Annotated in this window: 15 protein-coding genes; all 15 read right to left on the bottom strand. The window is 62.6% G+C overall.

What is annotated here, in order from left to right; genetic code table 11:
• Nucleotide 1: 1 nt before the first annotated feature.
• A complete protein-coding gene (locus RFN28_RS31150; RefSeq protein WP_320290985.1) occupies nt 2-709 on the bottom strand; it encodes an ABC transporter ATP-binding protein in 708 nt (235 codons plus the stop codon).
• A gap of 28 nt (nt 710-737) precedes the next feature.
• Nucleotides 738-1952, bottom strand: coding sequence for a methionine adenosyltransferase (locus RFN28_RS31145; RefSeq protein ID WP_320290984.1), 1215 nt, complete (start codon nt 1950-1952; stop codon nt 738-740).
• Nucleotides 1953-1980: 28 nt separating this feature from the next.
• Nucleotides 1981-2661, bottom strand: a complete 681-nt coding sequence (locus RFN28_RS31140; protein ID WP_320290982.1) for a methyltransferase family protein — start codon at nt 2659-2661, stop codon at nt 1981-1983.
• Complete coding sequence (locus tag RFN28_RS31135) at nt 2658-2915, bottom strand: DUF2933 domain-containing protein (RefSeq protein ID WP_320290981.1); 258 nt, start codon at nt 2913-2915, stop codon at nt 2658-2660. Before RFN28_RS31135 ends, RFN28_RS31140 begins: the two co-directional genes overlap by 4 nt.
• Nucleotides 2916-2925: 10 nt before the next feature.
• Nucleotides 2926-3303 (bottom strand): cupredoxin domain-containing protein, encoded by a 378-nt coding sequence (locus tag RFN28_RS31130; RefSeq protein WP_320290980.1) that lies wholly within the window; start codon nt 3301-3303, stop codon nt 2926-2928.
• Nucleotides 3300-5828, bottom strand: coding sequence for a heavy metal translocating P-type ATPase (locus RFN28_RS31125; protein WP_320290979.1), 2529 nt, complete (start codon nt 5826-5828; stop codon nt 3300-3302). The genes RFN28_RS31130 and RFN28_RS31125 overlap by 4 nt, the downstream gene beginning before the upstream one ends.
• Nucleotides 5829-5930: 102 nt before the next feature.
• Nucleotides 5931-6374 (bottom strand): hypothetical protein, encoded by a 444-nt coding sequence (locus RFN28_RS31120; RefSeq protein WP_320290978.1) that lies wholly within the window; start codon nt 6372-6374, stop codon nt 5931-5933.
• A gap of 224 nt (nt 6375-6598) precedes the next feature.
• Entirely contained in the window at nt 6599-7036 is a 438-nt protein-coding gene (locus RFN28_RS31115; protein WP_320290977.1) for a rhodanese-like domain-containing protein, read from the bottom strand.
• 104 nt (nt 7037-7140) lie between these two features.
• Nucleotides 7141-7704: a c-type cytochrome gene (locus RFN28_RS31110; protein WP_320290976.1), complete on the bottom strand. Its 564-nt coding sequence runs from the start codon at nt 7702-7704 to the stop codon at nt 7141-7143.
• A 191-nt stretch (nt 7705-7895) separates the two neighbouring features.
• Entirely contained in the window at nt 7896-9239 is a 1344-nt protein-coding gene (locus RFN28_RS31105) for a glucoamylase family protein (protein WP_320290974.1), read from the bottom strand.
• 28 nt (nt 9240-9267) lie between these two features.
• Entirely contained in the window at nt 9268-10788 is a 1521-nt protein-coding gene (locus RFN28_RS31100; protein ID WP_320290973.1) for a thymidine phosphorylase family protein, read from the bottom strand.
• A gap of 243 nt (nt 10789-11031) precedes the next feature.
• A complete protein-coding gene (locus tag RFN28_RS31095; RefSeq protein ID WP_320290972.1) occupies nt 11032-11751 on the bottom strand; it encodes a Spy/CpxP family protein refolding chaperone in 720 nt (239 codons plus the stop codon).
• A gap of 42 nt (nt 11752-11793) precedes the next feature.
• Nucleotides 11794-12960: a YVTN family beta-propeller repeat protein gene (locus RFN28_RS31090; RefSeq protein ID WP_320290971.1), complete on the bottom strand. Its 1167-nt coding sequence runs from the start codon at nt 12958-12960 to the stop codon at nt 11794-11796.
• A gap of 20 nt (nt 12961-12980) precedes the next feature.
• Nucleotides 12981-14441 (bottom strand): multicopper oxidase family protein, encoded by a 1461-nt coding sequence (locus RFN28_RS31085; protein ID WP_320290970.1) that lies wholly within the window; start codon nt 14439-14441, stop codon nt 12981-12983.
• Nucleotides 14442-15031: 590 nt separating this feature from the next.
• Nucleotides 15032-15406: YdcF family protein (locus RFN28_RS31080; protein WP_320290968.1), on the bottom strand; the 375-nt coding region annotated here is incomplete at its 5' end.

Here is a 15406-nt window from a genome sequence, read left to right as displayed (position 1 = left end):
TTCACCACTGCAGCTCGGCGACCGCGCGCCTGGCCTCGTTGGTGACGGCTTTCGATATCTGCCCGTCGCTGAAGAACAGGACCCGGTGCGCGACTTCCTGGATGATGGCGTTGTGGGTGATAATGACGGTGGTCGTGCCGAGTTCGGCGTTGACTTTCATCAACGCGTCGATAACCCGAACGCCCGTCCTGGAGTCGAGCGCGCCTGTCGGCTCATCGCAGAGCAGCACCTCCGGGCGCTTGGCGATCGCGCGGGCGATGGCGACGCGCTGCTGTTCCCCGCCGGACAGCTGCGCCGGAAAATGATGCATGCGCGGCTCCAGCCCGACGAGAGCGAGAGCTTCCTCAGGGCGCATCGGATCGTCGGAGATCTCGGTGACCAGCGCGACATTCTCATAGGCCGTCAGGCTGGGGATCAGATTGTAGAACTGGAACACGAAGCCGACATGGCGGCGGCGATAGGATGTCAGTCCCCGGTCATCGAGGTCGGTCAGCCGCAAGTCCTTGAAGGACAGCTCGCCGCTGGTCGCGTGATCGAGCCCGCCCATGATGTTGAGCAGCGTCGATTTCCCGCTGCCCGAGGGGCCAAGCAAGACGATCACTTCCCCTGCTGAAATCTCCAGATTCACGCCGCGCAGGGCATGCACTTGCGTCTCGCCCGAGACATAGGTCTTGGTCAGATCATGAGCGGCAAATACTTTTTCAGTCATGAGTTTCCAACCTGCCCCGTCTGCGCCCTCAAAACGTGGTTATCCTGCCGGCGAGGAAATCTTGGATGAGCTTCGGAATCCGGCTCAGGCGATCTGCTGTGATTGCCTCTACGGGTCGCCTGATCTTTGCGATTGGCAACCCGTCTCGCGTCGCGACTTTCAGCTGCACGAGGGCGGGCCGAGTTACCGGGTCGCCGATCCGGCTCACCAGCATGCACTCGGCAGCTGCGACCTCGGACAGGGCAGCGCAGATCGCTTCGGCGATATCACGCGCCGCGATGTTGTAGATCTTTCCGACATGCGACACCGGGTTCTTGCCCGCGGCCGCTTCAAGGCTCATTGGCCGACAGGGAGTAATCAAGCCATTGACCCTGTTGCCGCGGCCTACCTGGCCGTCATCGCCAGCCTCGGCCGATGTCCCGGTGACGGTGAGATAAAGTGTACCCTGAGACGTTCCATCGGCGGCATTGACGTCCACATCGGGCTCTGTGAACCCATGCTGTCGGGCAAGTTCTGCCACGAGTGTCCGGAGCGCAGATCTCTCAGTAAAATAATCGTCCGTGTGAGCCAGATAACGTCCGATCATGGCGCAGGCGACGGTCAGGCGAACCGACTTGCCTTGTCGAACACCCATCACCTTTACATCCTCGCCCCATGCAGGATGAGCGCGAATTCGGTCTCTGCCGTTGACGCGCCGTTCTATGTCGAGCACCAGGGTTTCAAGGGCGCTCATCGGCGCATAGCCAACGCCAATAGAAGTATCATTGGCCAAGGGAGCTTCGGACGTACGCGAAAACAGCTCCTGCAGGTCCTGCGAACCTGGTCGAGTCAGCACGTGAAACCGGACATCGCGCTCCGCATCGAGCGCGTGCAGGTTGGATTTCAGCCAAGACCGGGATCCCTCGACCGCTATCTCTTTGACCGGGATATTTTCTCCGCCGATTTCCGTTGTGGCCCTGCCTGCCAGATAGATGTTTATCGGACTGGTGAGAGAGCCACCCCCGAAAGCGGGCACGGAGCGACCGCCCAGCAGAAGCGCCTTGTCCACGTTGTGGTGAAGGATGCGATCGAAGCGTCGGAAATACTCGAGGGACAGATTGCGCGAGAATGTTTCAGCAAGGGCGTCGCATATGGTGTCCGGGTGCCCCAATCCCTTACGCTCGACGACTTCGACCGGGTCATCGGGAACGTCATATGCCGTGAGCAGCAGCCGTAGTGTTGACGCGGTTTCAGAGAGCGACATGGCTGCGTGTCCGACTACGAGTGACTGGTCATAACGGCTTGCCTTCACCGGACTGGCCGCTCAATCGGGCAAGGACGCGATCCAGCCGCGGCAGGAATCCCGGGACATTTTTCATGTAGGCGCGATAGGCGTCGCCGAATTCGGCCACCGCTTCGCGCTCCTCGGCCCGCGCCAGCCTCACATACATGACGACCAGCACCGGAAACATTGCGAGCGTCAGCAACGTCGGCCATTGAACGAGGAAGCCCAACATAACCAGGATGAAGCCGACATATTGCGGGTGGCGCACGTAGCTGTACGGTCCGCTGGTCGCGAGAGAGCGGTGCTGCTGCGCGTCGTAGAGAACCCGCCAAGCAACCGCGATCAGCCAAAACCCGCCGCCGATCAGGATGAAGCTCAGCAGATGGAACGGCCCGAAGTGCGGATTGACCCGCCAGCCGAACATCATTTCCAAGAGGTGCCCGGCATCATGCGAGAACCAGTCGATCCCCGGATAGCGGGACTGGAGCCAGCCCGACAGCAAGTAGATGGTGAGCGGAAAACCATACATCTCCGCGAACAGCGCGACCAGGAAGGCGCTGAATGCGCCGAACGAGCGCCAGTCACGGGTCGTCTTCGGCTTGAAGAAGCTGTAGGCGAACAGGATGAAGACGGCGGAATTGACGATGACCAGGCTCCAGAGGCCATAGGCTTGTGTCTCGACGTTCATGACGGGCTCCTTTCGTCGGGCTGGTTGCGGTGACCGCCGTCTCCGCCATGGCCATGTCCTCCATGCATGAAGAAATGCATGAGGATGCAGGCGAACGGCAGCAGGTAGAACAGCGCGCCAAGGACATGGGCGCGGTGCTCGGTGAAAAGCAGGAACCCGCCGATCGCAAGGAAGCCAAGCAGGACGAGGCCTGCTCGGGATGTCACAAAGGAAGCTTGCGAGTGGTCGTGGTCTGAGTGGTCATGTGTCGACATTGCAGGTCTCCTATTCGACGACGAGGCGGCCGCGGAACATGCCCATGGGGCATGAAAATCCGAATTCGCCTGGATCCTTGGGCATCAGCTCGACGGCGATGGTTTCCCCTGTCGGCAGATCGGCGCTCCTCTGGAAATCGGGGAAGATCACCTTGTCCGAGCAGGAGGCGGTTTCCTCGCGGCGGAAGTTCAGCCGGACCGGGCGGCCGGCGCGGACAACGATCGTATCGGGCGTATAGCCGCCCTTGACCAGTATCATCGCCTCCTGGTAGCCGCCGCTCGTTTCCGCGGCCCGGATGCCCTTCGAGCGCTTGAGCCAGAAGAACCAGATGATGAACGCGACCAGGCCGATTCCGGCGACGGTCACTATCCAGCGGTCGGGTGTCATGAGCCTGTCCTCCTTGGCTGAAAGAAGCGCAAACGGTTGGCATTGGTGACGACGGTCACCGAACTGAAGGCCATGGCGGCGGCGGCGATCAGGGGAGAGAGCAGAAGCCCAATGAACGGGTAGAGCACGCCCGTCGCGACCGGGATGCCCAGCGCGTTGTAGCCGAAAGCGCCGACGAGGTTCTGGCGGACGTTGCGCATCGTCGCCCGGCTGATCTCGATGGCCGTGACGACGCCCATCAGGCTGCCCCCGATAAGCGTCACGTCGCTCGCCTCGATCGCGACGTCGGTTCCGGTGCCGATGGCGAAGCCGACATCAGCCTGGGCGAGCGCCGGCGCGTCATTGACGCCGTCGCCGACCATGCCGACCGACTTGCCTTCGAGCTGCAGCTTCTGCACCTCGTGCGCCTTGTCGTCCGGAAGGATCTCCGCCAGCACGCGATCGATGCCGACTTCGCGGGCGATCGCCCGACCCGTGCGCTCATTGTCGCCGGTCAGCATCACGACCTTGATGCCCAGTCCTTTCAGGATTTCGATCGCCGCCCTGGAGTCCGGCTTCACGGTGTCGGCGACTGCGATCAGCCCGGCCGCCTGTCCGTCGACCGCAACATACATCGGCGTCTTGCCCCCATTGGCGAGGCGCTCCCATTGCGGCAGCAGCGCGTCTGCGGGAACACCCCGGTCGCGCATGAGCTTGGCGTTGCCGAGCAGCACGACATGGCCGTCGATGCGACCACTGACGCCGTGGCCCGGGATGGCCGCGAAACCTTCAGCGTCGACCAACTCGATCTTGCGCGCCTCGGCGCCCTTGACGATGGCCGAGGCCAGCGGATGCTCGGAGCCACGCTCAAGGGACGCGGTGAGCCGCAGCACGGCGCTCTCTTCGTGGCCCGGCGTGACGACGACGTCGGTCAGCGCCGGCTCGCCCCTGGTGATCGTGCCCGTCTTGTCGAGGATGATCGCGTCGAGTTTTTCGGCCGCCTGCAGCGCGTCGCCGGAGCGGATCAGGATGCCGTTCTCCGCTCCCTTGCCGATGCCGACCGTGAGCGAGGTCGGCGTCGCGAGGCCGAGGGCGCAGGGACAGGCGATGATCAGCGTGGTGACCAGGATGACCGTGGCATAGATCAGCCGCGGTTCGGGCCCGAAATCGTACCAGGCCACTGCCGCCAGGATCGCGACGATCATGACCGCTGGCACGAAGTAGCCCGAGACGGTATCCACCACGCGCTGGATCGGCGCCTTTGATCCCTGCGCGTCCTTCACCATGCGGATGATGCTTGCGAGGGCGGTATCCTTACCGACCTTGGTCGCGGTGAAACGGAAGCTGCCTGTCTTGTTGAGCGTGCCGCCGATGACCTCGTCGTCGGCCTGCTTTTCGACCGGCATGGATTCGCCCGTGATCATCGACTCGTCGATTGCGCTCGATCCGGCACTCACCTTGCCATCGACCGGAACCTTTTCGCCGGGGCGGACGATCACCGTGTCGCCGACCAGCACTTCTTCGACGGGGAGGTCGATTTCCTTGCCCTCGCGCACGACTCTTGCGGTCTTCGCCTGCAGCCCGATCAGCTTCTTGATCGCCTGTGAGGTCCTGCCCTTGGCCTTGATCTCCAGGGCGAGGCCCAGAACGACGAGCGCGACGACGACGTCGGTCACGTCCCAGAAGACTTCGGCCAGCGCCATTTTGGGAAAGATCCCGGGCCATGCGACTGCAACAACCGAGTAGAGGAACGCCGCCGTGATGCCGATCGCGATCAGCGTGTGCATGTTGGCCGCGCGGTGCTTCAGCGCGTCCCACATGCCGACAAAGAACTGCGATCCGGACCACATAAGGACGGGGAGGCTCAGCACGCCCAGCAGTGCCCAAACGACCCGGCGCGTGTCGCTGCCCATGGGCATCCAATCGCGTAGTCCCGGAATGAGATCGGGGTAGCTGAGCGCCATCACCGGGAGGGAGATGATGGCTGCGAGCCAGAACCTGCGCATCAGGCCGCGGTATTCCTGCTCGTTCGCTGCCTCGGCCGGGTCCAGCGTCGCGTCCGCCGGCTTGGTTTTCGGCTCGGCCACCCGATAGCCGGAGGACTCGATCGACTGCCTCAACTCCTGGAAATCGGTCCGTTCCGGCTGATACTCTATGTCGACAGCGTTGGGTGCGAGACTGGCGCGGGCGGCGATCACGCCAGGGGTCATCTTAAGCGCCAGTTCGACACGTATGGCGCATGAGGTGCAATGCATATTCTTGATGGGAATGCGCATCGTTGCCGTACCGACGGCGTACCCGACGGAGCGGACGGCACGCAGGATTTCCGCGACCTTCGCCTGGGTCGGGTCATACTCGACCGTCGCCGTCTGCGTGGCGAGATTCACCGTGGCGGCCTGAACCCCTTTCACCGCTCGAATGGCCTTCTCGATCGCCGGCGGGCAGTGGGCGCAGGTCATTCCTCCAATGCGCAGGGTGAGCGACTCGCGCCCATTAGCCAGGCCACCTGGAGGGGGGTGGATTGTGGTTTCTGTCCGAATGTTCATGATTTTTCTCCTCGAAAGGCGTTCCTGACCGGGAGCCAGCGTTGGCCCAGCACAACGAGCGACCCGGTCGGCAAGCGTGAGATTTGCCCGCCGCGCAGGTTGTCAGGGAGCGGAACAAGGAGGCCGAAAAGCTTCGTCAGGCTTTGTCAGCGAGAAGCCTGATTGGACGAGGAAAGCCGGGGCATCGGGCTCCGTTACAAAGCCAATTCCTGGCGCTGCTGCCAGAATGGCCGCCGAACCGAAACAGTGCCCGCCCGCGCACAGGCCGCAATTGGCATGGACCGCGCCGTCGTGACAGCCGGGTTCGGCAGATACCGCGAGAACGCTCGTCGTAAAGGCCGTCCGATCGGTTTTGTGCTCGGCAATTGATGAAACGACCTTGACTGACGAAACACCTTGCAAGGCACCGAACTCATGCCCTTGCGCCTGACCCGAAGGCGTCAGCGACAGGAAAAGAGCAAGCCCGAGCGCAAGCATGATCGCACCGAAAGCACCGCTTGCGGTCCGATGGTCTCGCTGCAAGATCTGACAAAACTGTCCAAGCACGGCTGGGCTTCCAAGCTCTTCACATCCTGCATGATCGCCGGCTCAGTCCAAACGCGCTTTGATGTGCGTCAATTCGATCGATCGCATCCCGCGAGCGCGGTCTCGGAATGCCGCCGCTTCCCTCTTCCATGATGTTGCGAATTACCCCTCGCCATCGGAGTTCTTCAGCTCATCCGAAGGCGCTCCTTGCCGAGTCCGATTTGGACATCGACAGCGTGATGGACTTAATGTTCCTTGAGAGCATATCCGGAAGCCTGCCAGGCGATCATCCCGCCCGATAGATGGCTCACATGCAGATAGCCGAGTCTCGCCAACTGCTCTGCGGCTATCCCGCTCATGCGGCCACTGCGGCAGTACAGCACGATCTTCGCACTCTTATCCGCAGGGAGCTTGTCAAGATTCCGATCGATCTTGTCGTAGGGGATAAAGGCGTCGGTTCCCTCGATCTGGCCCTCATAGGGAATATGGACGTTTACAAAGAAGAAATCCTTGCGCGGCAGCATCTGACTTAACTGCTCGCTCGTGATGGTTTGAAACCCCGAACTATTTTGCTCGGCCGCGACCGCCGCTGGGTACCTGAAGCCGGCAGTCCCATCCAAAATCGAAGGCCCAAGCACGATCTGTGTTGCTACCAGGGTCGGTGCCAGCAAGAAAACCGTCAACTGCCTGCTCCGCATGGCTGCCTCCAGTGGTTCGGTAGAACGTAAGTAGGGCCTCCCCGGCCGCTCGCAACCTGCCATCCTCCTGTGTTCGCACGAGCGGCTTTCTACTGTGGCGACTGGCCGTCGTTCATGTTCATTTCGCCGCCTTGCTTCATCTGGTTCATTTCATGACCGCCTTCCGTGTCTGAATGCATCAGCTTCTTGATCTTGGGTGGAATGTCGGCCTCAGATAACTTCTTTTGCTCGTCGGCGTCGTGGACAAAGGCAATTATGTCGGCCAGTTCCTGCCCCGTAAATTGAATCTGCTCGCCCAGTTCCTGCTTTTGCATCTCGATCATCGCTGCAGCGCCGGCCCACATCTGCGCCGTGAACTCGAACGGATTCATCATTGGCGGCATTGTCGATGCGTCCAATGCCGCCGCGTCGTCGCCGCCGACGCCGTTAATGGAATGACAGACGACGCACCCTTTTTCGGCAAACAGCTTGCGACCGTTGGATGGATTCATGGTGGGCACTATCAGCCCAGGGCTCATCATGCGGTGTGGCATGTGTCCGCTTTGCATCATCATGGACGAGCCTTGTGACGCGTCCTGTGCTGCGACCGGCGAAACCATGCTGAGGGCGCCGCATATTATCCCGGCTTGCAACCTTCTGAGCCTCGGCGTCATATCAGCCTCCCGGCAAACAGACTTCCCACAGCGTCATTTTGCGCATAATCCTTCCAAAAATGACGCCATACGCATTGATTTCGATCAAGAATAGTCTTCCCGCAGACCTTACCTGCGAGCCCCGCTGATATCGGCGACATTCCCTTCGTTGCTTCCATCGCCATCGCCTGAAGTGGCGGCGTCAGCGGCGCTCAAGAAGGCGGATCCTGCCCCAGCCAGCCGCCTTTGAATCCAGCACGGCGCAACCCCGCGACGATGTATTGACAGCCGCGCATCAAGCGCCAAACCTGGTCGCTCAAGTGGTTCTCGATCATCAGCACGGTAGGGCCTTGGTTGATGCCGAAGTGCCAAGGCGATACCCACCACCCGTACGGATTGCCGGGCTCTCCTGGATGCGTGGGATTGAAGGCAGCCTTGAAGCCATATCTGTTGAACTCTTTCAGCTTGGCCTGATGGATGCAGAAGTGGATCGCCTCGAGGACGATTTCAGGAGCGAACGGCAATGAAGCGACAACTGCCCAGGGAGCGAGCGTGCCGTCATCCGGTCCATAGGGGACGCCGCGGCCGATATAGTCGTAGAACTCGCGCTGGATGCCGTTCAGCTTGAGCGTGGCCGGACCTGGTCCTTCGCTTGCCGTGATGCCCCAGCAGCACTCGCCATAGCCCTCGAACTTGCGCGGGTTCATGACGGCATAGCATTGATGAAGGTAGGTCGCCCGCCGGCTGTTCTCGAAATAGTCGATGCCCTTTCCCCGCATGAAGGCATCCTGAATCCCGCGAAAGTCGATCCAGACATGTGACAGCTGATGCGTGAACAGCGGACCGGCGTAGAGGTACTCGTAGCCGTAACAGCTCTCCCATCGATAAGTCGACGTCCAGGCGGCGTAGTTGCTTTCAGGAAGAGGAAAGGTCGGAGAGCCAAGCGCCAGAACGTAGAGCAGAAGGGCCTCGTCGTAGCCCTCCCAGCGGTATTTGATGAACCCGTTTTCCGGGGTCCAGCCGTGCGTCACCGTCGCGCCCTGGTTCTGCGCCCATTGCCAGTCGGCACGGCGATAAAGCGCATCGGCGAGCGAGCGGATTTCCTGTTCGTCCGCGACTTCCGCGTCGAAATAGGCGGCTGCAGTCAGAGCCCCGGCCAGCAAGAGCGCGCTGTCGATCGTGGACAGTTCGCATTGCCAGGCGCGCCGACCGGTCTCCATGTCGAGGAAATGATAGTAGAAGCCGCGGTATCCGGTTGCGTCCGGCTCGGGTCCCTGGGGGCTCGTCCAGAAGAATCGCAGCGTGGCCAGCGTTCTTGCCACGGCAGCCTGGCGCGGCATGAATCCGCGCTCGACAGCGACGGGGTAGCAGGCAAGAGCGAGTCCGGTCGCGGCGATGCTCGCCGGCCAATCGGCGGCGGTCTTGTCGCGGATGAGGCCATTGGCGGGATTCACCTCGTCCAGGAAGTAGTCGAAGGTTTCACGCTGCAATAGCAGCAGTTCGTTCAGACTGGCGTTCTGCTTCGTTTGCGTGAAATGCCCGGTTGGTGAGGGCATGGTGACGTCTCCGTTCGCGCTTTTGTCTTCAGTCTCCGATTTGGAAGATCGCGGCTCCAGACGACGCGTAGTCCATGGCATAGCGGAGCTCGCCTGGCGTCTGCGCGTGCACGGTGCACAAGGCCTCGCCGACGGCCACGGGGTCGCCCAGCCGGACGTGCAACTCCACCCCGGCCGCTTTTGCGTCCGGCGCTCCGGCCAGCTTGGCCAGTTTTGCGATCCTTCGGTTGTCGATCGACAGGACGACGCCAGTGCTCGACGCGAGGATCGGCGAACGCTGCCGCGCTGTCGGCGGAACGCGCATCCCTCCCTGAGCTTCGCAGATGCGCTGGAACTTCGCCCATGCGCGCCCGTCCTCAAGCGTGCGTGCAGCAAGCTGCTGGCCTGCCCCTTCTTGAGCGCGACCACCCAGTTCGAGGAGCGCTCCTGCCAGCGCACAGGCCCGCTCCTTGAGATCGATCGGTGCATTGGCCGACAGCTGGAGCACCCGCAGCACGTCGTGGGCTTCCAGTGCAGGCCCAATGCCCCGGCCGACGGGTTGGGCTCCATCGGTGAGGACGATCCTGCTCCTTAGCCCGAATGCGGTTGCCACTGCCGAGAGGCGGTTCGAGAGGGCTATGGCAGCCGCCTCGCTGCGAATCTTGGCCGTTGGGCCCACCGGCAGGTCGAGAACCAGATGAGAAGAGCCGGCCGCGATCTTCTTCGACATCACCGATGCGACCAGTTGCCCTTCGGAATCGAGGTCGAGCGCGCGTTCCACCCTAATCAGGACATCGTCGGCCGGGCTGAGGCGAACGGCTCCTCCCCAGACGATGCAGCCCGACTCTTCTTCGACCACGCGACGGATCTGCTCGATAGTCAGGTCGACCGGGGCCATGGTTTCCATGGTGTCGGCGGTGCCTGCCGGCGAGGTGATGGCACGAGACGAGGTCTTTGGCATCGTCAGGCCATGGGCGGCCACGATCGCCACCACGATCGGCGTCGTTCGGTTGCCCGGCAGGCCGCCGACGCAATGCTTGTCGACCACTGTTCCGCCCGGCCAAACCAGACGATCGCCGACCTCGACCATAGAGCGCGTGAGAGCCACGGTCTCGGCCTCGTCCAGCGGAAATGCCGACGTTCCGGTGATGAAGGCGGCCAGTTCGATATCCGAATACCGTCCCGAGGAAACATCGGAAAGAATTGGCGCGAAATCCTGATCGCCGAGTCGATTGCCGAACAACCTTGCCCGAACACGGCTGAAGGATTCGACGCGTTCAGGATGCCGCACGTAGACGGCGGCGCCTTCGTCGGCACCAAGTCTGGACCAGGCTGATTCCGACAAGCCGATTTCGTCGGTGGACAGCAGGTCCGACGATACCTGGTAGAGTGTCGCAAGGACCTCGCGGCCGCCAGCCAAGAGAAGCACGCGCGAATGGGCAGTGAGGCCCTCCGAGCGGCAGACGTGGCAGTCCGTCCGCATGAAGACGACGGCTTCGTATTGCGTGTGGATACCAAGACGCCGTGCGCGCAATGGAGCTGGTTCCTGCAATGCCAACTCAGCCTTCATTGCAGGATCGCTTTCTCGAGGTGCCCGAGGACCTTGCATGCCCAGCCGAGTTTTTCCTCGATGCGACGGCGAAACGGGGCCGACGCGGCCTCATGGGTAAATCGGAACCCATCACGATTCCGACGCTGCCGAGAAATGAAATCGATAGGCTCATGCGAACGCTCCCTAGTGTCGATCATATCATCGAAGGGAACTTAGGGGTGCGGCTGTAGCCGTGCCGCCGACCATAGCCGCACCGCCGCTTTACATCATGCCCATCGGCGCCGGGATGAGCAGCTTGTCGGCCACGGCCTTTTGCGCTTCGCTCAAGGTCGCGTAAAAGGGCTCCATTGCCGCTTTCAACTGGCGCAGGCCTTCGAGCCGTGCAGAGAGCATTTGCTCGACTTGATCGATCCTCTTCAGAGGCGTCACGGCGGCAGAGCCGGCGGACATCATCGCGCCACCCATCCCGGCCATCGCCTCTTTTGCGAGCTTGGCATTGTTACGCATCGCATCGGCCACCGCCTTCCATTGGGGCTGTTGTGCTTCGGTCAGCTTGAGCTCGGCCTGCAGGAACGCGATGCGCCCCTCGACGTGGTCCGGAGACATCATCTGTTCAGCCGCCCCGTCCTTCGCCGACATCATGCCCATCATCATCATCCGCGTCATCTCACCGGACATCATCCCGCCCTGAGACATCATTCCGCCTTGGGGCATCATTCCGCTCTGCGGCATCATTCCGCCCTGGGGCATCATGCCACCCTGGGGCATCATCCCGCACATCATTCCACCCTGAGGCATCATTCCGCCTTGAGGCATCATGCCGGCCTGGGGCATCGTCCCGGCGCTGTCGCCGGACACCGGAGCGGGCGCAGCGGCAGGCGCGGTTCCCGCACTGCCAGCGGGATGGTGGGCGTCGTTGGCGAAGGCCGCAGATGAGAAGAGGATGGCTGCGGCGAGGACGGATTTGGTTAGCGTTTTCATTGTCTGGTTCTCCTGGATTTCGGGTTCAGGGTTCCGCGCCGGTCACCCGGCGCTGCCAAGAGTCGGCTCCGGCGCCTGGAACGTGATCCCGTTTGGCCCCTTGCCGACTGCATAGGACTTTACGACCGACTGATCCTTGACCGAGATCAGTGACACGGTGCCGTCGGCGATGTTGGTCACGAAGACGAAAGCGCCGTCATTGCTGACGGCAACGCCATGCGCTCCGGCGCCGGTGCGGATCGTCCTGACGACCTTGCCGCTGGCGACGCCGATGACGGAGACCGTGTCGTTCGGCTTGGCTTCGGTGCCCTGGTTGGCGACATAGACGATGCGTCCGTCGGGCGTGGCGTGCACCTGGATGGGCGCCCGCCCGACCGCTATGCGTGCGATCACCTTGCGGGTGGCGGTATCGATCACCGCCACCTTGTCCTCGTCCCTGAGCGAGACATAGACGCGGCTGCCGTCGGGCGTGAAGCCGACCTGCACGGGTGCCTTGCCGACCTTGATCCGCGCAGCTTCCTGGACCTTGGCTGCATCTATGATGGATACGGTGCCGTCCTTGACATTGGCGACGTAGACGAACCTTCCGTCAGGGCTCATCCTGAGGCCGTGCGGATATTCGCCGGTCGGGACGGTCGCGACGGTTTCGCCGTTATCGAGATTGATCACGGAAACGATGTTGTGCTCGGAGTCCGTGACGAAGACCCGCTTGCCGTCGGGGTCGGCAATGACATGAGCGGGGTGAGCGCCGGCGGCAATGGAGGCAAGCGGCCCCGCAGCGAGATTGGCCGTGTCGAGAACGACGAGCTTACCTCCGGCATCCATGTCCATTTCGCCCATGCCGCCCATCTTGCTGTGCTCAGCGCCCTGGCCGTTTCCACCGCCACCGTGATCGTGGGCGGGGACCCCTACCGCAAGCAGCCGACCGGTGCCTGGAACGAACTGGACGTTGTGCGGCGTGATGGTGACTGGAACGGAATCGACTTTTCCGGTTGAGAGATCGACCCGGCTGATGGAGCCTGCCTGTTCGTTGGCCGTGTAGACGAAGCCTGAGGGCATTGGGTCGGCTGCTCCCGCAGGCTTGACGAGAAGAGCAGCCGCGGCGACGGCAGCGGCTGCCATCAGGGCCAACAGCCTCATGCGCCGCGTGATGCCCGAGTGGTTTTCGACCGCCAGGCCGACGGCATTGTATCTGTGATTGCTTCTCATGGTCTTGTCCTCGAAATCGGTCACGCGGTGTAGTCGACGACGGTCATCATGCCGGTCGCCATGTGGTAGAGGTGGTGGCAATGGAAGGCCCATGTCCCTGGGTTGACGGCGTCGAACGCCACCGTCACTTCGCGCATCGGCGGCATCCAGACGGTGTCGCGGACCGCTCCCGCGAAGCGGCGGCCGTCGACGGCGACCACCTGGAAATGATGGCCGTGCAGGTGCATGGGATGACCCATCATGCTGGCGTTGCGCAGCGTCAGTTCGACGCGCTCCCCCTTTCGCACCGGGATCGGCTGATGGTTGCCCCATGTCCTGCCGTTGAGCGTCCAGGAGTAACCCTGCATCGCGCCGCCGATCTCGACGGGCTGACTCCGATCCGCAGGCGTCACCGCCAGGGACTTGGCGGCGGCCAGGCTGGACTCGAATGCAAGGTCGAGCGCGGTCGCAGCTTGTTCGCCAGCAGGCGCGATGCGCTTTACCGCGCCACCCCTGGTCGCCAATACGAAGCCGGTGCGCTCGACGCTGCCCTCACGCAGCGCCAGGATCGGCCAGGCTCCCGCCTCGTCCGGAATGCGCAGCCGGATGTCGATGCGCTGGCCCATGGCGAGCGGAAAGCGGTGGCCGCGCACGGCAATGACAGGATTTCCGTCGACAGCGATTGCCTCGCCTTCGATTGACCCGGTGTCGATCCAGAACGCCGTGGCGGTCGCGCCGTTGATGAGGCGCAGCCGGACCGTGCCGTTCCGCTCGACCGCGAACACCTGTGGATCGTCCAGCGTCCGGTCGTTCGCCAAGTAGGCGTCATACTTGATGTCGTTGACGTCCATTGGCATGGCCATGTTCTGCCCGCCCGACATGCCTTGCATATCCATGCCTGCCATGCCCGACATCGACTGTCCGGCCATGCCGCCGTTTCCCGATGCAGGTGATGATCCGGTCAGCCCGGCCAGCATCTCCTCGGGCGTCTTGAAGCTGAAGTCGTGGAACAGCACTACGACAGGCTGCTCGTCCACGCCAACCTGCGCAGGATCCGTGACGATCAGCGGTGCGGCAAGCAGCTGTTGCTCCTGCAGTGTATGCGCATGCATCCAGTGCGTGCCCGGCGTCGCGATGGGGAAGCTGTAGTCGTAACTCTGACCCGGCTGCAGCAACGGCTGCGGCAGGTCGGGCACGCCGTCCTGTCCGAACGGCGGCGTCAGGCCGTGCCAATGGATCAGGGTCGGAGCGGCTAGCGCGTTTTCGAGCCGGACCTGGAAGCCCTCTCCGGCTGGCGAGACTAAACCATGCGTGCCGTCGGGCTGCACGAGACCGAAGACCGTGGCGGCTCGGCCGGCAACGTCGATGACGCGGGTGTCGGCCCGGATGACCGTGGGTGCGGAGGCCTGCGCGGCGCGAGGGGTGATCAGCGGCAGGACGACGCTCGCAGCGCCGGCAGCCGCCGTAGACGCCAGGAATTGGCGACGGGATATGGATTGCATTGCAAAGCTCTCATGTTCGTGACTCAAGGCCGGATTGACCGGCGGCGAAACGCACGAACGCGAAGGGCTCGTGCGCTCAGGCGGTCACGGCAAGCTTTGGAGGACGCAGCCGGACCGGCAGGTCACCGGGAGAGGATACGAAGGCCGGCGCCGTCGCGACCGGGTGGCTTCCCGAAACCGCGACGAAGAGATGCCCGTCAACCGGAACGCAGAAGGAGCAGCTTGAAGCCGAGATGCCGCATGTCCCTTGATGGCGCGCATGGTCAATGTCCTTGCACGGCGCGTGATCACCGTCGTGTCGCATCGCAGCGGAGCCATGATTGTGCTCCGCTGCCCACTGGGCCCCACGCGGAGCCGTCGCCGAATTGGCATGGCCGTAAAGAACCGTGGTGAACGCCACCACCAAGGCGAGGCAGACGGCGGGCCAACGCGAACCGCCGAATCCCGACGAGCTCTTCATTGAACGCCCAACCCTGGTCGGATGCCGTTTCGACCCACAATCAAACCCTTCCACAGCGGCGACGAACGCCATCTTGGAACTGATCATATCCTAGAGACCCGGGTCGGAATTTGTTCTAGGTCAAAAGAGTTCAGGGCCCTGGAAAGAGTTCGGCGGTCTTTCCTGCAGACCAATAGGTCAGCAGCCCGAGCCATTTGTGCGCGGCGAGATCGGCGGCTGAGAGGCCAGCTGCGACAGATCCCATCGGCCGCCAGAGGTCGGCTTTGCCACGCGTCCGATAGTCCACCGGGTAGGCCGCCACAGGAAACCCGACGGCGCGGAAACAAGCCATGGCTCGAGGCATATGGCTCGCCGACGTCACCAGCAGCCAGAATTCCCCAGGCTTCGGCTGGATGGCCGCCTTGCTCTCGATCGCGTTCTCGCAGGTCGTGCGCGATCGTTCTTCCATTTCGATGCGCTGGGCCGGCACGCCGAGCATCACGAGAATATCGCGGGCAACCTGCGA

The sequence above is a fragment of the Mesorhizobium album genome, from assembly GCF_033977205.1.
GTDB lineage: Bacteria > Pseudomonadota > Alphaproteobacteria > Rhizobiales > Rhizobiaceae > Mesorhizobium > Mesorhizobium album.
This window is presented reverse-complemented; position numbering and strand designations above follow the sequence as displayed.